Annotated in this window: 17 protein-coding genes and 1 pseudogene; 13 read left to right on the top strand and 5 right to left on the bottom strand. The window is 74.4% G+C overall.

The features are described from left to right. The first annotated feature begins 3 nt into the window (after positions 1 to 3). From EDD32_RS16660 to EDD32_RS16650, 3 genes are read left to right on the top strand one after another with little or no spacing between them, the layout of a single operon-like run. Entirely contained in the window at positions 4 to 279 is a 276-nt protein-coding gene (locus tag EDD32_RS16660) for a cory-CC-star protein (RefSeq protein ID WP_123919284.1), read from the top strand. Next, a complete protein-coding gene (locus tag EDD32_RS16655) occupies positions 270 to 1,262 on the top strand; it encodes an ArsA family ATPase (protein WP_123919282.1) in 993 nt (330 codons plus the stop codon). Before EDD32_RS16660 ends, EDD32_RS16655 begins: the two co-directional genes overlap by 10 nt. Before the next feature lie 55 nt (positions 1,263 to 1,317). Further along, positions 1,318 to 2,343, top strand: a complete 1,026-nt coding sequence (locus EDD32_RS16650; protein ID WP_170175335.1) for an aldose 1-epimerase — start codon at positions 1,318 to 1,320, stop codon at positions 2,341 to 2,343. Between the two features lie 45 nt (positions 2,344 to 2,388). Here EDD32_RS16650 and EDD32_RS16645 read toward each other — a convergent pair whose 3' ends face one another. Both EDD32_RS16645 and EDD32_RS19850 read right to left on the bottom strand, forming a co-directional pair. Next, positions 2,389 to 4,281: a helicase HerA-like domain-containing protein gene (locus tag EDD32_RS16645; protein ID WP_123919278.1), complete on the bottom strand. Its 1,893-nt coding sequence runs from the start codon at positions 4,279 to 4,281 to the stop codon at positions 2,389 to 2,391. A gap of 20 nt (positions 4,282 to 4,301) precedes the next feature. Further along, positions 4,302 to 4,946 carry a response regulator transcription factor gene (locus EDD32_RS19850; RefSeq protein WP_123919276.1) on the bottom strand — a complete coding sequence of 215 codons (645 nt, stop codon included), beginning with the start codon at positions 4,944 to 4,946 and terminating at the stop codon, positions 4,302 to 4,304. A gap of 337 nt (positions 4,947 to 5,283) precedes the next feature. On the opposite strand from EDD32_RS19850, the gene EDD32_RS16635 reads away from it, so the two are divergent. The 6 genes and pseudogenes from EDD32_RS16635 to EDD32_RS20160 all read left to right on the top strand — a co-directional run bounded on the left by EDD32_RS16635 (position 5,284) and on the right by EDD32_RS20160 (position 14,840). Continuing rightward, positions 5,284 to 7,428: a hypothetical protein gene (locus tag EDD32_RS16635; RefSeq protein WP_170175334.1), complete on the top strand. Its 2,145-nt coding sequence runs from the start codon at positions 5,284 to 5,286 to the stop codon at positions 7,426 to 7,428. A gap of 110 nt (positions 7,429 to 7,538) precedes the next feature. Beyond that, positions 7,539 to 8,468, top strand: coding sequence for a ComEA family DNA-binding protein (locus EDD32_RS16630; RefSeq protein ID WP_123919272.1), 930 nt, complete (start codon positions 7,539 to 7,541; stop codon positions 8,466 to 8,468). Then, entirely contained in the window at positions 8,465 to 10,948 is a 2,484-nt protein-coding gene (locus tag EDD32_RS16625) for a ComEC/Rec2 family competence protein (RefSeq protein ID WP_246006189.1), read from the top strand. Before EDD32_RS16630 ends, EDD32_RS16625 begins: the two co-directional genes overlap by 4 nt. Positions 10,949 to 10,990: 42 nt before the next feature. Further along, positions 10,991 to 11,983 (top strand): DNA polymerase III subunit delta, encoded by a 993-nt coding sequence (gene holA / locus EDD32_RS16620; protein WP_246006188.1) that lies wholly within the window; start codon positions 10,991 to 10,993, stop codon positions 11,981 to 11,983. 156 nt (positions 11,984 to 12,139) lie between these two features. Beyond that, positions 12,140 to 13,570, top strand: a complete 1,431-nt coding sequence (locus EDD32_RS16615; protein WP_123919270.1) for an MFS transporter — start codon at positions 12,140 to 12,142, stop codon at positions 13,568 to 13,570. A 113-nt stretch (positions 13,571 to 13,683) separates the two neighbouring features. After that, positions 13,684 to 14,840 (top strand): annotated as a pseudogene (locus EDD32_RS20160) (glycosyltransferase family 4 protein). Between the two features lie 152 nt (positions 14,841 to 14,992). On the opposite strand, the gene rpsT reads toward EDD32_RS20160, so the two are convergent. Continuing rightward, positions 14,993 to 15,253: a 30S ribosomal protein S20 gene (gene rpsT / locus EDD32_RS16605; RefSeq protein ID WP_123919268.1), complete on the bottom strand. Its 261-nt coding sequence runs from the start codon at positions 15,251 to 15,253 to the stop codon at positions 14,993 to 14,995. Between the two features lie 193 nt (positions 15,254 to 15,446). Beyond that, complete coding sequence (locus tag EDD32_RS16600) at positions 15,447 to 16,055, bottom strand: type II toxin-antitoxin system PemK/MazF family toxin (protein ID WP_123919266.1); 609 nt, start codon at positions 16,053 to 16,055, stop codon at positions 15,447 to 15,449. 142 nt (positions 16,056 to 16,197) lie between these two features. Here EDD32_RS16600 and EDD32_RS16595 point away from each other — a divergent pair, with 142 nt between their 5' ends. From EDD32_RS16595 to EDD32_RS16585, 3 genes are read left to right on the top strand one after another with little or no spacing between them, the layout of a single operon-like run. Continuing rightward, on the top strand, positions 16,198 to 17,763 hold the full coding sequence (locus EDD32_RS16595) for a circularly permuted type 2 ATP-grasp protein (protein WP_123919264.1): 1,566 nt from the start codon (positions 16,198 to 16,200) through the stop codon (positions 17,761 to 17,763). After that, positions 17,757 to 18,686, top strand: a complete 930-nt coding sequence (locus EDD32_RS16590; protein ID WP_123919262.1) for an alpha-E domain-containing protein — start codon at positions 17,757 to 17,759, stop codon at positions 18,684 to 18,686. The genes EDD32_RS16595 and EDD32_RS16590 overlap by 7 nt, the downstream gene beginning before the upstream one ends. Next, positions 18,683 to 19,522, top strand: coding sequence for a transglutaminase family protein (locus EDD32_RS16585; protein ID WP_123919260.1), 840 nt, complete (start codon positions 18,683 to 18,685; stop codon positions 19,520 to 19,522). Before EDD32_RS16590 ends, EDD32_RS16585 begins: the two co-directional genes overlap by 4 nt. 48 nt (positions 19,523 to 19,570) lie before the next feature. Here the strand turns inward: EDD32_RS16585 and EDD32_RS16580 are convergent, their stop codons facing one another. Then, a complete protein-coding gene (locus tag EDD32_RS16580; RefSeq protein ID WP_123919258.1) occupies positions 19,571 to 20,134 on the bottom strand; it encodes a hypothetical protein in 564 nt (187 codons plus the stop codon). Positions 20,135 to 20,309: 175 nt separating this feature from the next. Between EDD32_RS16580 and lepA the strand changes: the two genes are divergently transcribed. Next, positions 20,310 to 22,169, top strand: a complete 1,860-nt coding sequence (gene lepA / locus EDD32_RS16575; RefSeq protein ID WP_123919256.1) for a translation elongation factor 4 — start codon at positions 20,310 to 20,312, stop codon at positions 22,167 to 22,169. Positions 22,170 to 22,171: the final 2 nt, after the last annotated feature.

Raw genomic sequence — 22,171 nt, 5'->3', positions numbered from 1 at the left:
ACCGTGACCACCCGCGAGACGTTCGAGCTCGCGCGGACCCGCCTGGCGGCGGGTCTGCGCGAGCTCTACGTGGCGCCCTACCGGTCCACGTTCGCCCGGGCCCGGCGCGACGAGGAGGACCTCTTCCTCATGATGGTCCTCGCCGAGGCCCTCGGGGTGCCCAACCCCGTGAGCTACTACACCGTCGAGCTCCTGCCGGCCGTCTACGACCGCTTCCACGACTGGCACCGGCGGATGGGGCTTGACCGCTCGCCCCTGGAGCACATCTCATGCTGCTAGAGCTCGCCGCCCGCTCCCGGGTCCTCTTCGTCGGCGGCAAGGGCGGGGTCGGCAAGACGGCCGTCGCCTCCGCCGTCGCCCTCGCACAGGCGCAGGCGGGGCGACGGGTGCTTGTCGTCTCCACCGACCCCGCCCACAACCTCGGCCACCTCTGGCGCCGTGACGTCGGTGACCGGGTCACCGGCCTCGCCGAGCGGCTCGACGGGCTGGAGATCGACCCGGCGCGGACGACCGACGCCCACCTCGCCGTCGTCGGGGCCACCGTCCGACGGCTCATGCCCGAGCACCTCGCCGGCGAGGTGGACAAGCACCTCGAGCTCGCCCGCGACGCACCCGGGACGCACGAGGCCGCGATCCTCGAGCGGATCGCCGACACCGTCGAGTCCGGACCGGCGCAGTACGACCTCATCGTCTTCGACACCGCACCGTCCGGGCACACCGCCCGGCTCATGACCCTGCCCGAGACCATGGGGGCATGGACGGACGGGCTCCTGCGGCGCCAGCACCGCGCCGAGCGGTTCGGCGCAGCGCTGCGCCGGCTGGAGGACGACCCCGCCGGGCTGATGGGACGGGAGGACCCGCGCGCGGCCCGGGACCACGAGATCCGCCGCATCCTCCTGCACCGCCGCCGGCGTTTCGAGCACCTGCGCGAGGTCCTCCTCGACGCCGGGCGGACGACCTTCGTCATCGTCCTGGCCGCCGAGCGGCTCCCGGTCCTGGAGACCATCGAGCTGCACGCCCAGCTCTCCCGTGCCGGTGTGCAGGTGGGCGCACTCGTGGTCAACAAGCGCTCGCCCGCCGACGCCGGCGAGCTCCTGGCCGCCCGACGGGTGCAGGAACAGGCCTACCTCGCCGAGGTGCGTGCGGCGCTCCCGAGGGTTCCGATCGTCCAGGTACCGCTCCTACCCGGGGACATCGTCGGCCCCGACGCCCTCGAGCGGTTCGCCCACGAGCTGGGCCGCGACGTGGACACCCCGGCGTGAGCGGCGCCGATCGGTCATGCTGAGGGCCAGACGACGAACGAGAGCAGGAGCAAGCATGGAGACCAGTTCCGTCACCCGCGCCGCGGTGACCCGCGGGGACCTCGACGGGCAGACCACCTGGGTGCTCACCCACCCCGACGGTGCGCTCCTGGAGGTCGCGGAGACGGGCGCGACCCTCCTGCGCTGGCAGGTCCCCGGCCCGGACGGCGCCCCGGTCGACCTGCACGACGGCTACCGCAGCGCCGCCGAGCTCGCCGAGCGTGACGGCTACCGCGGCGTCGTCCTGGCCCCGTGGTCCAACCGGGTCCGCGACGCCCGGTACACCTTCGCCGGGACCTCCCACGACCTCGGGGCCGACGTTGACGGCACCCGCGAGGCCCTGCACGGACTCCTCACCGACGTCCCCTGGCGCCGCGCCGCCGCCGGGGCGACGGACTCCGACCGGACCCTGCGCCTGACCGCGACGATCACCCCCGACCTCAACCCCGGGTACCCGTTCACCGTCGAGGTCACCGCCACCTACTCCCTGGGCATCGGCTCGTTCGGCGAGGCCCGGCTCGGCCTGGAGCTGGTCGCGCGGAACCTCGGCGACACCGCCGCGCCGGTGGCCCTGGGCTGGCACCCGTACCTGCGCCTGCCCGGGCACGCCAGCGTCGACGAGCTCGAGCTGAGCGTCCCGGCGCGCGCCCGGGTCCTCACCGACGCCGCCCGCATCCCGCTCGCGGGGGAGCAGGCCTACGCCGGGACGGCAGCGCCCGTGCGGTTCGCGCCCCTGGGCCAGACGGCCCTCGACGACGCCTTCACCAACCTCGTGCCCGACGACGACGGCGTCGTGGCCACGGTCGTGCGCTCGCCGCGCACGGGCGACACGCTCACCGTGGAGCAGGAGCCCTTCCAGGCCCGCGTGGTCCACGTGTTCACCGGTGACGCGCTCGAGCGTGACCCGCGCGGCTCGATCGCCGTCGAGCCGTGCCAGCTGCTCACCGACGCCCTCAACCGCGCCGACCAGGCGGACGAGCTCGCGCTCGCCCCGGGGGAGCGGCGCCAGCTCGTCACCGACGTCGTGTACCGGCGCGGCTGACCGGAGCGGGCCGCCGCGACCGTGCGGCACGGACTGTGGGCCGTGTCAGCGGCGGCGCGTGCCCAGGATCGACCGGGTGATCTCCCGGCCCAGCTGCGTGCCGGCCGAGCGGAGGAAGGAGTCGAAGGCGCTGCCGCGACGCCGGGCGGCGCGCTCGGCGGCGTCCCGGGCCTTCTTCTCCTCGCGCTCGATCTCCGCCTGCAGCTTCGCCAGCTCCCGGTCGCGTTCCTTCGCCGCGCGCTCGGTCTCCCTGCGCTGCTCCGCGGCGAGGCGGACCGCCTCCGCCCAGGTGGCGGCGGCCTGCGCGGCGGCCTCCTGCTGCGCCACGCGGGCGGCGAGGAGCTCGTGGGCGGACTCGTTGTCCACCGCGGCGCCGTACCGCGCCAGCAGGGGTGACGCGGCCACCGCGGACTCCATCGCCGCGGTCGTGGCCGGCTCCATCGAGGCGCGGGGCGCGCGCAGGCGGGTGGCCGCCACCGGGGTCGGCGCCCCCTTCTCGGACAGGACCGTCACGACCGCCTCGCCGGTGCCCAGCGTCGTGAGGAGCTCCTCGAGGTCGTAGGGGGAGGTGGGGAAGGTGCGCGCGGTGGCGCGTAGGGCGTCGGCGTCCTTGGGCGTGAAGGCCCGCAGGGCGTGCTGGACCCGGGCACCGAGCTGGGCCAGGACGTCCTCGGGGATGTCCTTGGGCGTCTGCGTGACGAAGAAGATCCCCACGCCCTTGGACCGGATGAGCCGGACCGTCTGGGTGACCTGCTTGAGGAACTCGGCCGAGGCGTCGGCGAAGAGCAGGTGCGCCTCGTCGAAGAAGAACACCAGCCGCGGGCGGTCGAGGTCACCGACCTCCGGCAGGGAGCCGAAGAGGTCCGCCAGGAGCCACATGACGAAGGTGGAGAAGAGACCGGGCCGGTCCTGCAGGTCGGGCAGCTGCAGGGCCGAGACGACGCCGCGGCCGTCGGCCGCGGTGCGGAGCAGGTCGGCGGTGTCGAAGGCCGGTTCGCCGAAGAAGACGTCGGCGCCCTGCGCCTGGAGCGCGGAGATCTCGCGGAGGATGACGCCCGCGGTGGCGGAGGAGATCCCGCCGATCTCGCGCAGCTCGGGCTTGCCCTCGTCGCTCGTGAGGTAGGCGACGGTCGAGCGGAGGTCCTTGAGGTCGAGCAGGGCCAGGCCCTGGGTGTCGGCCCAGTGGAAGATCAGCTGCAGGCTGGACTCCTGCGTGTCGTTCAGGCCCAGGACCTTCGCGAGGAGGAGAGGCCCGAAGTCGGTCACCGTCGTGCGGATCGGCACGCCCCGGCCGACCCCGCCGAGGGAGAGCAGCTCGACCGGGTAGGACGTCGGGGACCAGTCCTGGCCGATGCCGCGGGTGCGCTCGAGGAGCTTCTCGCTCTCCTGGCCGGGCTCGAGAACGCCGGAGAGGTCGCCCTTGATGTCGGTGAGGAAGACCGGCACGCCGGCGTCGGAGAGGCCCTCGCCCAGCACCTGGAGGGTGCGGGTCTTGCCGGTCCCGGTGGCGCCGGCGACCAGGCCGTGGCGGTTGAGCATGCCCAGCGGCAGGCGCACCTGTGCACCGGGGACGGCACCGTCCTCCGTGACCAGCGCACCGACCGCGAGCGTGGGGCCCTCGAAGGTGTAGCCGGCGGCCACCTCGGCGGCGTAGCCGACCAGGTCGGGCGAGTGCCCGGCGGCGCCGTCCGGCGCGGGCGTCGTGGCGGCCGCCTCGGGCTGCGGCGCGGGGGCCTCGGACCCCGGCACGTCAGCCGTGGTCGGGGCCGGGGCCTGGGCCGCGCCCGGTGAGCCCGCCGACGCGTGCCCGGCCGCGGCGAGCGCGGCGTCGAGCGCCGCCTGTGCGGCGGTCGCCCGTGCCTGGGCCGCCTCCGCGGCGGCCTGGGCGGCGTCGGCCTTGAGCTTGGCGAGATCGGCGGTGGTCAGGTCGTCGGCCATGACCGCGATCCTTCCACGCCTCAAGCGCTGAGCGAGACGATCCCCTGCCGCCCGGTCCCGGGGCCCTGCGGGCTCAGCCCCGCCCGGATCGCCAGCGCGATGGCGTCCGTCCTGCTGTGGAGGTCCAGCTTGGTCAGGAGGTGCTGGATGTGGGTGCCCACCGTCTTGCCGGAGATGTCCAGACGGGTGGCGATCTGCTTCTGCGTGTACCCCGCCACGAGCAGGTCGAGCACCTCGGCCTCCCGGTCCGTCAGCGCCGCGAGGGCTGGGGAGGAGACCGACCGTCGGGCGTCACGCATGAGGGACCGGCGCACCCGGCACAGCGCCTCATCGGCGTCGAAGGGCACGGCGAGGTAGTCGTCGGCGCCCACGAGGAACCCCGCCACGCGGTCCTGGGGCTCGGTCCGGGTGGCCGAGACCATGAGGACGGGGAGCGACTCCCCGAACCGGTCGTGGAGGTGCCGGCACACCATGAACGCACCGGCCTCCACCTCCAGCACGGCTACGGCGGGAGCGTCGCCCCGGAGGCGCATGACCTCGGTCGCCGACGACGCGCACACCAGCTCCAGGTCCAGGCGCGCGAGAATCCGCCCCAGCTCTCGCCGTAGGTCGTCCCCCGACGCCAGCACGACAGCACGGGCGTGCGCCCCCACGACGCTCGCCATGGCGACATGCTAGGCCGCGCCGCCAGCGGGTGACACACCCCGTGGGGATGAACCCGGGGGGAAAGCCCGCGGACATCAGGTCTTCACCCTAGGGAGGGCGTAGGGCGATCAGAGGGTGAGGAATCGGGTGAGTTGCCGATGTCGCGGCCGGTCATGCCCGCCCTACGGTCGCACCAGGGGGGACCGGCTGGTGGGACGACCCAGGCCCGGACCCACGGAGTTCGACCGGGGCGCACCGCCCGCACGACGCGGCTCAGAAGGGCAGGAGGTTCCCGCGTCGCGCGTTCGACCACGGGAAATCGGCGCCGTCAGTAGCGCCTCGAGAAGGGACTCCATCATGCGCCAACGCACGTCGCGACACAGGCGCTTCCTCGCTGTCTGTACAACGGTGGCTCTCACCTTCCTCGGCCTGGGCGCCATCACCGCGTCCCAGGCCGTGTCCGTCAACCCGTTCGACATCGACGGCGACGTGCCCGACGCCGACGCCTTCCTCTTCGAGGACGGGTTCGGCAACGCCCAGGAGCTCGGCCCCCTGAACTCCAACACCACCAAGCTCGGCGTGATCCACTCCGCCGCGCCGCCCATGCTGGGCACGACGAACCCGAACGCGCAGGTGGATCTGCGCAACGTCTGGCTCGACACCGAGACCTCCGGGACCGACACGTGGCTCTACTTCGCCTGGGAGCGCGACTCCAACAGGGGCACCGGCGTCATCATGTACGAGTTCCAGCAGGAGCCGGAGCCGGAAGACTGCGACTACGCCCTGCCGACGGCCGATCTCATCGCTTCCTGCAACCCGTGGGAGCGGCGCCAGCCGGGCGACTTCATCATCGTCTGGGACCAGGCCGGCCAGACCATCAACATCATCCTGCGCACCTGGTCCGCCGACCCGAACGGTGACCTCGACGGCGACGGCGTCTTCGACTTCGGCGAGGGCCTGGTTCTCGACGAGGGCACTGCGGTGCTCGCACCCAGCGCGTACGCCGCGGTCAGTGGCGACAAGTTCTACGGCGAGGCTGCGATCAACCTCACCGACACCGTCTTCACCAACGCCCCGGACTCCTGCCTGACCATCGGCAACGTCATCCCCGGCACCGTGACCGGCAACTCCGACACGGCCGACTACAAGGACACCGTCCTGGCCGACGTCGCCGACTACCTCACGATCACCAACTGTGGCGCCGTCACCATCACCAAGGTCACCGACCCGACGGGCGGCACCGGCACGTTCGACTGGACGCTGGAGCGCAGCGGCGGGGGCAACGTCTTCTACGACGACGCCGACGCCACGACGGACGAGTCCCAGGCCGGCGGCACCCTCACGGCCGACGGCGACTCGGACACCGTCATCGACCTCATCGCGGGCACCGACTACACGCTCTCCGAAATCATCAGCGCGGGCGCGTACGACCTAGCCTCGATCACGTGCGACCCCGATCCGGATGTCACGGGTGATGAGATCGACGTCTACCCCGGCGGGAACGACTTCACCGTCACGGCGGGTGAGACCGTCGCCTGCACCATCGTCAACGAGCTCCAGCAGGGCACCCTCGTCGTCGAGAAGGAGGTCGTCAACGATGACGGCGGGCTTCTCGAGGCCGACGACTTCTCTTTCCAGGTCGACGGCGGGACCGCCACGGCCTTCACGCCCGTCGTGGGTGACCCGCTCGCCGGGTCGAACAGCATCACCCTCGACGCGGGCACCTATTCAGTGACCGAGGCGAACCTGCCCGTCACCGGGTACGACACCTCCTACACCAACTCCGAGAACGCGGCGACCGACTGCACCGACCTCACGGTCCCGGCCGGCGGCTCCGTCACGTGCACCATCACCAACGACGACCAGCCCGCGACCCTCGTCGTCGAGAAGGTCGTCGTCAACGACAACGGCGGCACCGCGGTCGTCACCGACTTCAGCTACCAGGTGAACGGCGGGAGCTCGACCTTCTTCGAGATCGACGCCTCCAACTCGCACAGCGTCGACGCCGGGAGCTACTCCGTGGTCGAGGACGCCTTCGCCGGGTACACCACCAGCTACACCAACGACCTCAACGCGGCGCTCGACTGCGGCGACCTGGTCATCGGCAACGGTGAGACGGTCACCTGCACCATCACCAACGACGACACGAAGGCCCAGCCGGACGGCACCACCGTCCAGACCTGGGTGCTCCACGACAGCCTCACCATCACAGGTCTGCGTGCAGATGCGCCGGATGCCGCCGACGCCACGGCGACGTTCAGCCTGTTCAGTGACGCCATGTGCGCCGTCCAGGTCGGCTCCGACGAGGTGGTCGACGTGTCCGGCACGACGGCCGCCACCGCCACCGGGGTGAGTGTCACCGTGAGCGGCACCTACTACTGGACAGTCGCCTACAGCGGCGACCAGTACAACGAGGCGTTCGTGACCGACTGCGGCGACGAGGTCACGCAGGTTCTCGCCAAGGACGCCTTCGGTGGCGGGCGGGACGACTTCGCACCCTAGCCACACGTTGAGCCCGGCGACCGCGGGCCACCCACAGCCGGACCCGTCGTCCCCGAACGGCGGGTCCGGCGCTGTGCCCGGCCCTCCACAACGGCCCGCACGTTGGCTCCGTGCACACCGACCCCGCAGCGTCGCGCTCGGTGGCCGGCCGGGGTCGGAGCATCGTCGTCATGGACCGTGCCCGCGGGGAGCACCTGCACCGGCTCACCCGGGCCGCCTACACGGCGACGGCCGGGCACCTCGAGGTGGACCCGGAGACCGACCACCGCCGGAGCCGCTGGCGGTGGGCACCGTCGGTCCGGTCGACGGTCGCGGCGGGGGTCGTCGTCCTCGTGGCTGCCCTCGCCGTGGCCGCGTGGGCGTGGGCCGGCCGCCCCGGCGACCCCGTCCCGCTCCCACCGGTGGACGGGGCGGCCTCGTCCGTGCCGACGGGCGAAGCGGCGGACATCGACGGGGACAGCGCGCCGCGCGACGACGGCCCAGGTGCGTCGGGTGACGACGACGGCGCTGTCGATGTGCCGGGCGAGGGCTCGACACGGGAGGCCGACGCACCGGACGGCACGACCACGGGTGCACCCCTCGTCGTCCACGTGGCGGGCGCCGTGGCCCGACCGGGCGTGGTCGAGCTGCCCTCCGGCTCACGCGTGGGAGAGGCGGTGGAGGCTGCCGGTGGGGCGTCCCCGGACGCGGAGCTCGCCGCCGTCAACCTTGCGCGTCCGCTCGTCGACGGCGAGCAGGTGTTCGTGCCCGTGCAGGGGCAGGGCGTGCCCGGCAGCCAGGCCGGCCCGGTCCCCGGACTCTCCTCCGGCACGGGGGCCGCTGCCGGTGCCGGCGCGCCGGCGCCCCCCTCGCCGATCGACCTCAACACGGCCACTGCCGCCGACCTCGACGCCCTGCCCGGCATCGGCCCCGCCCTCGCCGAGCGGATCCTCCAGTGGCGCGAGGCCAACGGGGCGTTCGGCTCCGTCGACGACCTCGACGCGGTCTCCGGCATCGGCCCGACGACCATGGAGCGGCTGCGGGGACTGGTGACCGTGTGAGCGGCCCGCCCGTGCCGCGCAGCGCGCAGGACGTCCGCACCGTCGACGCCCGGTCGGTCCCGCCCGCCGCCGGGGCGTGGCTGGCCGCATGGGTGGCCGTGGCCCGGCCGGTGGACGCCGTCGCCCTCGGGGCGGCCGCGGCGCTCGGGCTCGCCGCCGCGGCCGGCGCGGTGATCATCGCCACCCGGCGCGGGCGGCCCGCCGGTGCCCGGCACCGGGCCAGCGCGCTGACGGCGCCGGCGGCGGCGACCCTGCTCGCGGCGGGCGTGGTCGCGGCGGTGCTCCTGAGCACCGCGGCCCAGCTCCACCACCGCCAGGGCGGCCACCTCGCCGACCTCACCTCCCGCGGCGCGTCGGTCGTCGTCACCGCCAGGGTGGCGACCGAGCCGGAGGCCCTCGGGCGTGCCCGTGAGTGGGAGGCGGCGCCCCGGGTCCGGGTGCACCTCGACCTGGAGAGCGTCGCCGGTCGAGGGGAGCGCTCCCGCACGGCGGTGCCCGTGGTGCTCCTGGGACCACCCGCGTGGGGCGAGGTCACCCTGGGCGAGCGCGTGCGCGTACGCGCCACCCTGGCCGCCACCGAACCGGGCGAACGGGCGGCCGCGCTCCTGCTGACCGGCGACCCGCCCGAGGTTTTGGGCCCACCCCCGGCGTCGCTGCGCGTGGTCAACGCGATGCGGGGCGAGCTGCGTTCGGCGACGGCGGGCCTGTCCCCGCAGGCCAGAGGCCTCGTGCCAGGCATCGCGGTCGGGGACGACCGTGCACTGCCCACCGAGCTGGCGGAGGACATGCGCGCCACCGGCCTGACCCACCTCACCGCCGTCTCGGGCGCGCACGTCGCCATCCTCCTCGGCGCGGTGCTCGGGGCGACCGCGTGGCTGCCGCGCCGGGGCCGTGCGGTCGTCGGGGCTCTCGCCCTGGTGGCGTTCGTGCTGCTCGTGCGGCCCGAGGCGAGCGTCCTGCGCTCAGCGGCGATGGGAGCGGTCGTCCTGGTCGCGCTGCTGCTCGGACGCCCGTCGCGGGCGCTGCCCGCGCTCGCGGCCGCCGTCGTGGGGCTCGTCCTGCTCGACCCCTGGCTGGCGCGGGAGTACGGCTTCGCCCTGTCGGTCCTCGCCACCGGCGGCGTCGTCCTGCTGGCCCGGCCGTGGGCGGCGTGGCTGAGCCACGTGGTGCCGCGCTGGCTGGCCGTGGGCATCGCGGTGCCCGCCGCGGCCCAGGCGGCCTGCGGACCGGTTGTCGTCCTGCTCACGCCGGCGCTCGCCGTCTACGCGGTCCCGGCCAACCTCCTTGCCGCCGCGGCGGTGCCGCCGGCCACCGTGCTCGGGGTGGCGGCCACGCTCCTGGGTCCGGTGTGGCCCGCCGCCGCGAGCGTCCTCGTCACGGGAGCGGCGGCCTTCACCTGGTGGATCGCCACCGTCGCGCAGACCTTCGCCGACCTGCCCGCCGCACAGGTCCCGTGGCCGGACGGTGTGCCGGGCGTGCTCACGCTGGCCGTCGCGACGGCGGCCGTGGTCGGCGTGCTCGCGCGGGCCGGCCCGCGCGCGACCTGGCTGCGCCCGGCGGTGGTCGCCGCGGTCGTGCTGCCGGCGCTGCTGGTCCTGCCCTGGCGCGACCACCTCGTCGCCGCCCTGCCGGACGGGTGGCCCCCGCGCGGCTGGGTGGCGATCCAGTGCGACGTCGGCCAGGGTGCGGCGTTCCTCCTGCGCTCGGACGCGGACGCTGCCGTCATGGTCGACACCGGGCCGGACGGCGGCGGCGCGGGGGACTGCCTCGGCGACGCGGACGTCGGCCGGGTGGACCTGCTCGTCCTCACCCACGCGCACGCGGACCACGTCGGCGGTCTGGCGGAGGTGCTCGCCGCCGCCGAGGTCACTGCGGCGGTCCTCGGGCCGGGCCCCGAGCCGGCCCCCGGCGTGCGCGAGACACTCACCCAGCTGGCCGACGCGGCCGTGCCCGTGTCCCGCCCGGTCGCGGGTGAGGTCCCGGCGCCGGCGGACGAGGCACCCGGGAGCCCGGCCGGCGGGCCGCCGGACCGGGGCCGGGCGGGAGAGGTCGACTGGCAGGTCCTGTGGCCCACCCCCGGGGCGGTCGCCCGGTCACCGGGCGCCGACGGCGTCAACGACCTCTCCCTCGTGCTGCGGCTCGCGGCACCCGGCGCCGACGTCGTGGCCCTCGGTGACGTCGAGCTCGCGGGACAGGCCGGGGTGCGTGGCCGGCTCACCGAGGCGCCCGCCGACCCCGCCGACGTCGTGGTGATGGCCCACCACGGGTCGGCGCGGCAGGACGCCGGCCTCGCCGCGGTCCTGCGGCCGCGCCTGACGGTGGTCAGCGTCGGCGCGGACAACGACTACGGCCATCCGGCGGCCTCGGCGCTGGAGCTGTACGCGCGGACCGGCTCGGTGGTGCTGCGAACCGACACGTGCGGACAGATCGCGCTCGTGCGCCGCGGGTCGGACCTCGCCACCGTCTCCCGGTGCCGGTGAACGGCCGTCCTGCGCGCCGCCCGGAGGTGGCAGGCTAGGGGGGTGCCCCCCACCCGTCGCAAGCCCGCCGCGCTCACCTGGGACCAGGTCTCCCTGGCACCTGTCGTGCTCGTTCGCGGCACGGAGGGGCTCCTTGCCGACCGCGCGGTGGACCGTCTCCTCGAGCTGGCGAAGGAGGCCGACCCGCAGGTGGAGGTCACCACCGTCGAGGCCGCCGCGTACGAGCGCGGGCAGCTCGAGATGCTCGCCAGCCCATCGTTGTTCGGTGAGCGGCGGTGCGTCGTCGTCGAGGGGCTCGAGTCGATGTCCGACCCGTTCCTCGACGACGCCCTCGCCTACCTCCGGGCGGTGCCGGACGACGTCTGGCTCGTGCTGCGGCACGGCGGGGGCACGCGCGGGAAGAAGCTGCTCGACGCCGTCGCGGCGGCCGGGCACCCGGTGGTGGCCTGCGACCCGGTCAAGCGCGACGCCGACAAGGCCGACCTCGTCCGCACCGACTTCCGCCGGGCTCGCCGGCGTATCGAGCCCGACGCCGTCCAGGCGCTCGTCGAGGCCGTCGGGACGGACCTGCGCGAGCTCGGGGCTGCGACCGCCCAGCTGGTCGCCGACACCACCGGCACCGTCACCACCGACGTCGTGCTGCGCTACTACGGCGGGCGGGTCGAGGCGACCGGCTTCCGGGTGGCCGATGCCGCCGTCGCGGGACGGGCGGGGGAGGCGGTCGCCCTGCTGCGCCACGCCGTCGCCACGGGCACCGGCCCCGTCCCGGTGGTCGCGGCCCTGGCCATGAAGCTGCGCACCCTGGCCAAGGTCGCCGCCACCCGGGGCCGGACGGGGGTCTCGGTGGGCGACCTCGGACTCGCGCCGTGGCAGATCGACCGGGCCCGCCGCGAGCTCGACGGCTGGACCCCCGAGGGCCTCGCCGCCGCGATCACCGCCGTCGCCGCGGCCGACGCCGAGGTCAAGGGGCTGGGCCGCGACCCGGTGTTCGCCGTCGAGCGGGCGGTCCTGCGCATCGCGGCCGCGCACCGCTGAGAACCGGTCCCAAGGAGTCGAGCTGCGGACGGCCGCGGCCTTGTGCTCGCACAGGGTCTAACCTGGAGGGCGACCGGCGCCCGCGGCGTCCGGCCCGGCCGCCCGCCGGGCGGCTCGACGAGCAGGTGGCCGTGTGCCGCCGTGATGGGAACCCTCATGGACGAAGCGGCCGCGACGACCGCCCGGGACACCGGCGGCCTCAGCCGTTCGCAGCGGCTCGACCGGCTGCCCTTCACGACCGAGCACCGGCGCCTGCTCGTCGGGTCGGGCATCGGGTGGGCGCTGGACGCCATGGACGTCGGACTCATCTCCTTCGTCATGGCCGCGCTGTCGGTGCAGTGGGGCCTCAACCCCACCCAGCTGAGCCTCGTGGGATCGATCGGCTTCGTCGGGATGGCCCTGGGCGCCTCGCTCGGTGGTCTGCTGGCGGACCGGGTCGGCCGCCGCAACGTCTTCGCCCTGACCCTCCTCGTCTACGGGCTCGCGACCGGCGCGTCGGCGCTGGTGACCTCGCTCGCGGCCCTCCTCGCCCTCCGTCTCGTCGTCGGTCTGGGGCTCGGCTCGGAGCTGCCCGTCGCGTCGACCCTGGTGAGTGAGTACGCCCCCGCCAGGATCCGCGGCCGTCTGGTGGTCATCCTCGAGGCGTTCTGGGCGGTGGGCTGGCTCGCCGCGGCGCTCATCGGCTACTTCGTCGTCTCCGCGTCCGACGACGGCTGGCGCTGGGCGCTGGCCCTCGGCGCGGTGCCGGCCCTGTACGCCCTCTACGTGCGCCGCGCGATCCCCGAGTCGGTCCGGTTCCTCGAGTCGCGCGGCCGGGTCGCCGAGGCCGAGGACGCGGTCCGCCGGTTCGAGGGCGCCAGGCCCGTCTTCCCCCAAAGCGCCACGGCCGCGACGGCGGGCGCGGGCCCGGTCGGTGCACCGGCCTCGACGGGTCCGGCGGGTGCGGCGGGTGCACCGGCCTCGACGGGTCCCGCGGCCGGTGGCCCGGTCGGGGCGCGGCTGCGGACGCTGTGGGCGCGACCGCTGCGCGTGCGGACGGCGGGGTTGTGGATCGTGTGGTTCTTCCTCAACTTCGCCTACTACGGCGCCTTCACGTGGCTTCCCACGCTCCTCGTCGCCTCCGGTCTGGGCATGGTCCGCTCCTTCGAGTACACGGTCGTCATCACCGCGGCCCAGCTGCCCGGGTATGCGCTCGCCGCCTACCTCATCGAGGCGTGGGGCCGTCGGCCGACCCTCGCGGCGTTCCTCACCGGCGCGGCCGGGGCCTCGTTCCTCTTCGCCACCGCGACGACCCCCGCGGGGGTCGTGGCGGCCGGGTGCCTGATGTCCTTCTTCGCCCTCGGGGCGTGGGGGTCGCTCTATGCCGTGACACCGGAGATGTACCCCACGGCCGTGCGCGGGACCGGGGCGGGCTGGGCTGCCGGGTTCGGCCGGATCGCGTCGATCCTCGCGCCGCTCTCCGTGCCGTTCCTCGACCGGTCCGGCGGGATCTGGCTGATCTTCACCGTCTTCGCCGCCGCGTTCCTGCTGGCCGCCGGCGGGTCGCTCCTCCTCAAGGAGAAGCGCGGCCTCACCCTGGAGGACTGAGGCTCCGCCGCGGACCGGCGGACCTCTGGCCGCCGCGAAGCGTTCACCGGCCCGACACCGGACACACCCGCGGCCGACGGCCGCCGGCCACCGCGCCGGGGGACGGTGAGCCCGTGCGCGTCGCCATCGTCACCGAGTCTTTCGTGCCGTCGGCCAACGGGGTGACCACCTCGGTCCTTCGGGTGCTGGACCACCTGGCCGCCCGCGGTCACGAGGCCGTCGACGTGTGCCCTGCCCCTGCGCCGCCGCGGTACGCCGGCTTCCCGGTCGTCGCCGTGCCTGCGGTCAGCTACCGCGGGTTCCGGGCGGGCCTCCCCAGCGTCCAGCTGGCCGGGGTCCTGGACGGCTTCGGCCCCGACGTCCTCCACGCCGCCTCACCCTTCGGGCTCGGCGCCCAGGCGATCACCGCCGCACGACGCCGGCGCATCCCCACCGTGGCGGTGTTCCAGACCGACGTCGCCGGGTTCGCGCGCACGCACGGCCTGTCCGCGACGGCGCCCGGGATCTGGCGCTGGCTGCGTCATGTGCACTCCCAGGCCGACCTCACCCTCGCTCCCTCCGCCGCCAGCCTCGCCGATCTCGCCGACAACGCCGGGGTGCGGAGCGTCCTGTGGGGACGCGGTGTCGACACCACGACCTTCCACCCCGGCGGCGGTCGGCACCGGCAGCGCGTGCCCTGCGTGCGTCCGTCCTCGACGGCGCACGGGCCGGCACCGCCGTCGTGGGCTACGTGGGACGGCTCGCCCCGGAGAAGCGCACGGAGCGGCTCCGGGGCGTGGCGGCGCCGGACGGGGTGCGGCTCGTGGTCGTCGGCGACGGACCCTCACGGCCGGCGCTCGAGCGACAGCTGCGGGGGACGGCCACGACGTTCCTCGGCCGACTCGACGGCGACGAGCTCGCCGACGCCTACGCCGCGCTGGACGTCTTCGTCCACACCGGCACCCACGAGACCTTCGACCAGACGCTCCAGGAGGCGATGGCCTCCGGTGTGCCGGTGGTCGCGCCGGCGGCCGGTGGACCTTTGGACGTCGTCGCCGAGGGGGAGACCGGTTACCTCTACGCCCCGGAGGACGACGCCGCCCTCGCCCGGGCGGTGCGGGTCCTCGCCGCCGACCCGGCGATGCGCGCACGCATGGGCGAGGCGGGGCGCCGCCGGGTCCTGCCGCGCTCGTGGGAGGCCCTCGGCGACGCGCTGCTCGGGCACTACCGGGCCGTCGTGGCTGCGGCGGCGCGTGGTCGCGGCACGCCGTCCGACGTGCCGGTGCGGTGAGACCGCCCGGCCGGGTGGCCGGGGGACCGGGACCACCGGGATTGTGCGGCGTCGGCCCGGCCGGCGCAGCGGTGCCGTCGGGGAAGGACGAAAGGGCGCCGCCCCCGGGGGAGCGGCGCCCTTCGGTCGCGGCCGCACGCGGCCGCGGAGGATCAGATCTTCTCGACGGAGCGGGCCAGCTTCGACTTGCGGTTGGCAGCCTGGTTGGCGTGGATGACGCCCTTGCTGACAGCCTTGTCGAGCTTGCGCCCGGCGGCCCGCAGGGCCTCCGACGCCGAGTCCTTGTCACCGGCGAGAACGGCCTCGCGAACCCGACGCACGTACGTCTTGAGCTCGGACTTCACGGCCTTGTTGCGCAGCCGCGCCTTCTCGTTGGTGAGGATGCGCTTCTTCTGGGACTTGATGTTCGCCACGTATGCACTCTCTGTTGCGTTCGCCTGAGCGATCGGTCATCGGTCGTTGAGGGAGTTGCCGCGACCGGGACTGGGGCGTGGGGCACCTCGTGGTTGGTCGGTGGCCGGGCCACCGCCGACCGGGCGGCAACCCAAGAGAACACCTTAGCAGCCCGCCCCGGTGCTGCTCACCCCGGCCGGGGTGAGCGCCGTCTCAGCCGTGCAGCGCCCGCAGGGCGGCGACGACCGCGTCGTAGCGCTCGCGCGGCAGGCCGGCGCCCTCGCGGCGCACCGCGCCCGGGTCCACCCAGAGCAGGCGGTCCAGGCGGACCTCGGACGGCCGCCCGCGCGAGTCCCACCCGCCGGACCCGACGTCGATCCAGCGCCGGCCCCAGCGCGCCTCGTCCGCCGCGTCCCGGTCGTGGTCCTTCGAGCTCATCTGCGCCACGACGAGCCCGGCGCCCTCCTGCGCGAGGACGAGCACGGGGCGGTCCTTGCCCTGGTCGGGGTCGTCGTCGTAGGGCACCCAGGTCCACACGACCTCGCCCGGGTCGGGCTGGTCGTCGGCCTGCGGCGCGTAGGCGAGGTCCGGCAGGCCGAGCCGGGCGACGTCGTACTCGACGGTGTCGCGCGAGCCCGCCTCGACCTGCTGCTCCCCGACGGTGGCCGCCGGCGAGGACGACCCCCGCGGACCGGCGCCCGGGACCGGTCGGCGGCGGCTCGGCCCCGGGCCTGCCCGCCGCGGCCGGCGAAGGTAGTCCTGGAGCACGCGGGCGGCGGCGTCGCCGGCGGCGCCGAGCGCACGGCGGAGCATGGGGTTCATGCCCGGCAGGCTAGCGGCGGGCGCGTCGCCGCGCCCGGCCGGCGCCCGGCCGGGGCCCGGCCGGGGCGGGAGCCTGACGGGCCCGCGCGGCCGGCCGGTCCCGTCACACGCCGGACACGTCGCGGCACTAACGTCGTCCCCCATGGACCTCTTCGACGGCTATCCCGCCGGGGCGGCGTGGGACGAGATGATCGAGCCCGACGGCGTCCGGGTGCCGTACCGCCACGTGTACGACACGCTGCGCGGGCTCAGCGCGGACGAGCTCATGGCCCGCGCCGACGCGCTCGCCCGGTCCTACCTCGCCCAGGGCATCACCTTCGACGTGGGCGGCGAGGAGCGGCCCTTCCCGCTGGACACGGTCCCGCGCGTCGTCACCGCGGACGAGTGGGACGCCCTCGCCCCCGGCGTGGCGCAGCGGGTCCGTGCGCTCGAGGCGCTGCTCGACGACGTCTACGGCCGCCAGCGGGTCATCGCCGACGGCGTCCTGCCGCGCTCGGCCGTCGTCTCCTCGGCGCACTTCACGCGCGCGGCACGGGGCATCGAACCGCCCAACGGGGTCCGCGTGCACGTCGCGGGGATCGACGTCATCCGCGACGCCGCGGACACCTGGCGGGTGCTCGAGGACAACGTCCGGGTCCCCTCGGGGGTCAGCTACGTCCTGTCCAACCGGCGCGCCATGGCGCAGTCCTTCCCCGAGCTCTTCGCGAGCCTGCGGGTGCGCCCGGTCGCGGACTACCCGCGCCGGCTCCTGCACGCGCTCATCGCCTCCGCCCCCGACGGCGTGGACGACCCCGTCGTCGTCGTCCTCACCCCCGGGGTGTACAACTCCGCCTACTACGAGCACTCCCTCCTCGCGCGCTCCATGGGCGTCGAGCTCGTCGAGGGCCGCGACCTCTTCGTCGCCGGCGGACGCGTGTACATGCGCACGACGGGCGGCCGGCGCCGGGTGGACGTCATCTACCGCCGGGTCGACGACGACTTCATCGACCCGGTCGTCTTCCGCTCCGACTCGCTCCTGGGCTGCCCCGGGCTCATGGGCGTGGCGCGGGCGGGCAACGTCACCATCGCCAACGCCGTCGGCAACGGGGTCGCCGACGACAAGCTCATCTACACCTACGTCCCGGACCTCATCCGGTACTACCTGGGCGAGGAGCCGCTCATCAGCAACGTCGACACCTGGCGCCTGGAGGAGCCGACGGCGCTGGAGGAGGTCTGCGACCGGCTCGAGGAGCTGGTGGTCAAGCCCGTGGACGGATCCGGCGGCAAGGGCATCCTCATCGGTCCGGCCGCCACCCGCCAGGAGGTCGACGCGGCCCGCGACCGGCTCCGCGCCGACCCGCGCGGCTGGATCGCCCAGCCCGTCATCCAGCTCTCCACCGTGCCCACCCTCGCGGGCGAGCACGTGCGGCCCCGGCACGTGGACCTGCGCCCGTTCGCCGTCAACGACGGCGAGAACGTGTGGGTGCTGCCCGGCGGCCTGACGCGGGTGGCCCTGCAGGAGGGCCAGCTCGTGGTCAACTCCTCCCAGGGCGGTGGGTCGAAGGACACATGGGTCATCGGGCACCGCCGGACGCCACCACCTCCTCCCGCGCCGCCGGTGCACGGTGAGCTGGTCGTGCCTGTCGGGGTGCCCCGCGACTCCGACGCCGCCGACACCGTCCGGGTGCAGAGCGAGCAGCAGCAGCAGAGCGGGGTGGCCCCGTGCTGAGCCGGATCGCCGAGTCGCTGTTCTGGATCGGTCGCTACGTCGAGCGCGCCGACGACACCGCCCGCCTCCTCGACGTCCAGCTCCAGGTCCTCCTCGAGGACCCCTGGGTCGATGAGGACGCCCACTCCCGCTCCGTGCTGGCCATCATGGGCTTCCCGCTGCCGCCGGTGGACGAGCCCGTGGGGCGGCGCCACCTCCTGGACACCCTCGCCTACGACCGCACCGCGCCCGGCTCCATCGCCGGCGCCCTGGTCGCGGCGCGCGAGAGCGCTCGGCGGGCCCGCGAGACGATCTCCACCGAGCTGTGGGAGTGCCTCAACACCACCTGGAACGCCCTGCCCGCCATGACCCACGGGCGCAGCGCCTACGACTACTTCCAGTGGGTCCGCGAACGGGCCGCGATCGTCGCGGGCATCGTCGACTCCTCGACCTCGCGGGACGAGACCTGGGAGTTCCTCGTGCTCGGCCGGTCCCTCGAGCGGGCGGACATGACCGCCCGCCTCGTCGCCTCCCGGACCGTCAGCGGCACGGGCGGGGCGAGCTGGGTCTCCCTCCTGCGCTCCGGCGGTGCGTACGAGGCGTTCCTGCGGACCTACCGCGGCCGCGTCGGGGACGTCCAGGCCGCCCAGTTCCTGCTCCTCGACCGGTACCTGCCGCGCTCGATCGTCCACGCTCTGGACCGGGCCGAGCAGTGCCTGGCCGAGCTCGAGCCGGCCGTGCGCCTGCCCGGTGTCCGGGAGGACGCCGGGCGCACCCTCGGCCGGGCCCGCTCGCACCTGGAGTACCTGCCCGTGACGGACCTGCAGACCAACCTGCTCGGGGAGATGGAGGCGGTCCAGGTGGCCTGCAGCCAGGCGTCGGACCACATCCGGGCCCGCTACTTCCTGGCCGAGCCGGCCGTGTGGATGGGGGAGCACCTGTGACCCGCCTGCACGTGGTGCACCGCACCACCTTCGCCTACGCCCACCCCGTGCGCGTGTCCTACAACGAGCTGCGGATGCGCCCGGCCGCGATGCTCGGCCAGCGGGTCGTGGAGTCCACCCTCACCGTCGCCCCGGAGACGTGGCGCAGCGAGTACCGGGACTACTGGGGCACGAGGGTCGACGCCGTCGAGGTCCTCACCCCGCACGAGAGCCTCACGTTCGTCGCGGACTCCCGCGTCGAGCGCGACGCGGCGCCGCAGCGGGTCCACGGCACCGAGTGGGCGAGCCTGGCCGCCCCGGCCCTGACCGACCGGATGAGCGAGATGCTCATGGTCTCGGCCACCACGAGCCCCCCGCCGGACCTGTGCGAGCTCGCCCGTGACGCCGCCGCCGGGCTCGGGGTCCACGACGGCGCCGTCGCGGTGTGCGAGGCGCTGCGCGGGGAGATGGAGTACGTACCGGGCGTCACCGGCGTCCACACCCGCGCCGCGGAGGCGTGGGAGGCACGCAAGGGGGTGTGCCAGGACATCGTCCACCTCGCCGTGGGCACCCTGCGGTCGCTGGGCATCCCCGCCCGTTACGTCTCGGGCTACCTCCACCCGCTCGCCGGCGCCGGGACCGGCGAGGTGGCCGTCGGGCAGTCCCACGCGTGGGTGGAGTTCTGGTCGGGCGACTGGTACGGCTTCGACCCCACCAACCGCATCGACGTCGGGCCGCACCACGTGCTCGTGGCGCGCGGCCGGGAGTACCGGGACGTCCCGCCGGTGCGGGGGGTGTTCTCGGGCGGGGGCCGGTCCACCCAGCACGTCGAGGTCCTCATGACGCTCGAGGAGTGAGGTCCGCCCGGCAGGGCCGGTGACCCGGCCGCGAGGGCGCGGACCCCGTCAGGACAGCAGCAGGGCGACGGCGGTGCCGACCGAGGCGAGCACGGAGAGCGGGATCGCCGCCACGGTGCCGATGAGCGCGAGCAGGGTGACGCGCAGGTCGTCGCGCAGGTAGGGCGCGTGGACCGGGCCGCCCGCCGCGACGAGGGCGGCCCGCTGGGCGGCCTCGACCCGGGGCAGGAAGCGTGCGGTGCGCAGGGCGTTCTCGGCGGCCGCGGCGTCGAGGGCGTCCATCTCGGCCCTCAGGTCGCGCCCTGCCGTGCCGGGCTCGTGCACCACGAGCTCACCCGTGCCCACGGTGCGGTGGACCTGCAGGCCCGCCGTCTGGGCCTGGAGGCGCCCACGGCGCACGGCCAGCACCACCACGGGCACGGCCAGGAGCGCGGCGAGGCCGAGCGGCACCCACGCCCACGCCCCGGTCGCGGTGACGCCCAGGGCGAGCCCGAGCAGCGCGAGGACGCCGACCCCGAGCCCGGCACCGGTGAGCAGGGCGGCGCCGGGCCGGCGGGCGACCCGCACGAGCGTGGGCACCACCTGGGCGAGGACGTCGGCCGTCGCAGTCATGCCCCCAGGTTCGCACGGCCGCCGCCCCGGTGCCGAGCGGCCTCGCCCCGGGCGAACACGACGTCCTCGCCGCCGGTGCCACCCCCGGCGCGGCGCCCGCGCCCGGGCGTGGGACGATGGGAGCAGTCCGTGTCCCGCGCGCCCCGCGCGCACCACCCCGCAGAGGTAGCCCGCGTTGTCACCGATCCCCAGCCCGGCACTGTCGGCGCAGATCAGCCCGGCGGGCACGCCGCCGGAGCTGCTGCGCAACTTCAGCATCATCGCCCACATCGACCACGGGAAGTCGACGCTGGCGGACCGGATGCTCCAGCTGACCGGCGTGGTGGACTCGCGGGCGATGCGTGCCCAGTACCTCGACCGCATGGACATCGAGCGTGAGCGCGGCATCACCATCAAGTCCCAGGCCGTGCGGATGCCCTGGCAGGTGGGCGACCAGGCCTACGCGCTGAACATGATCGACACCCCCGGGCACGTCGACTTCTCCTACGAGGTCAACAGGTCCCTCGCGGCGTGCGAGGGCGCCGTCCTCCTCGTCGACGCCGCCCAGGGCATCGAGGCCCAGACCCTGGCCAACCTCTACATGGCCATGGAGAACGACCTCACGATCATCCCCGTCCTCAACAAGATCGACCTGCCGGCCGCGCAGCCGGAGAAGTACGCCGAGGAGCTCGCCGGCCTCATCGGTGGCGAGCCGGAGGACTGCCTGCGGGTCTCGGGCAAGACCGGGGAGGGGGTGCTGGAGCTCCTCGACCGTATCGTGCGGGACATCCCGGCACCGGTCGGTGACGCCGACGCGCCGTCCCGAGCCATGATCTTCGACTCCGTCTACGACACCTACCGCGGCGTCATCACCTACGTCCGGGTCATCGACGGCCACCTCAGCCCGCGCGAGCGCATCCAGATGATGTCGACGCGGGCCACCCACGAGCTCCTCGAGATCGGCGTCATCTCCCCCGAGCCCATCCCGTCGCAGGGGCTGGGCGTCGGCGAGGTGGGCTACCTCATCACGGGCGTGAAGGACGTGCGCCAGTCCAAGGTCGGCGACACGGTGACGAACCTGTCCAAGCCGGCCGCGCACGCCCTGGGCGGCTACCGCGAGCCCAAGCCGATGGTGTTCTCCGGCCTCTACCCGATCGACGGCTCGGACTACCCCGTGCTCCGCGACGCCCTGGACAAGCTCAAGCTCAACGACGCCGCCCTCGTCTACGAGCCCGAGACCTCCGTGGCGCTCGGCTTCGGGTTCCGCTGCGGCTTCCTGGGTCTGCTGCACCTGGAGATCGTCCGGGAGCGGCTCGAGCGCGAGTTCGACCTGGCCCTGATCTCCACCGCGCCGAACGTCTCCTACGACGTCGTCGCCGAGGACGGCGGCCAGGTGCGGGTGACCAACCCCAGCGAGTTCCCCGAGGGGAAGATCAGCCAGATCCGTGAGCCGGTCGTCAAGGCCACGATCCTGGCACCGAGCGAGTTCGTCGGCACGATCATGGAGCTGACGCAGAGCCGGCGCGGCACCCTCCTGGGCATGGACTACCTCTCCCCGGAGCGCGTCGAGCTGCGCTACACCCTGCCGCTGGCCGAGATCGTCGGGGACTTCTTCGACCAGCTCAAGTCCAAGACCCGCGGCTACGCCTCGCTGGACTACGAGCCCTCCGGCGACCAGGAGGCCGACCTCGTCAAGGTCGACATCCTCCTCAACCACGAGCAGGTCGACGCGTTCTCGGCGATCGTCCACCGGGACAAGGCCTACACCTACGGCGTGACGATGGCCGAGAAGCTCAAGGAGCTCATCCCGCGGCAGCAGTTCGAGGTGCCGATCCAGGCCGCGGTGGGCGCGCGCGTCATCGCCCGCGAGACCATCCGCGCCCTGCGCAAGGACATGCTCGCCAAGTGCTACGGCGGTGACATCACCCGCAAGCGCAAGCTCCTGGAGAAGCAGAAGGAGGGCAAGAAGCGCATGAAGAACATCGGTCGGGTCGAGGTCCCGCAGGAGGCCTTCATCGCCGCCCTCACCTCGGACGCGCCCACGGGCAAGAAGTAGGA

This window comes from Georgenia muralis, assembly GCF_003814705.1.
GTDB classification, from domain to species: Bacteria; Actinomycetota; Actinomycetes; order Actinomycetales; family Actinomycetaceae; genus Georgenia; species Georgenia muralis.
The sequence above is the reverse complement of the archived record's forward strand: the minus strand, read 5'-3'. Positions and strand labels throughout refer to the sequence as shown.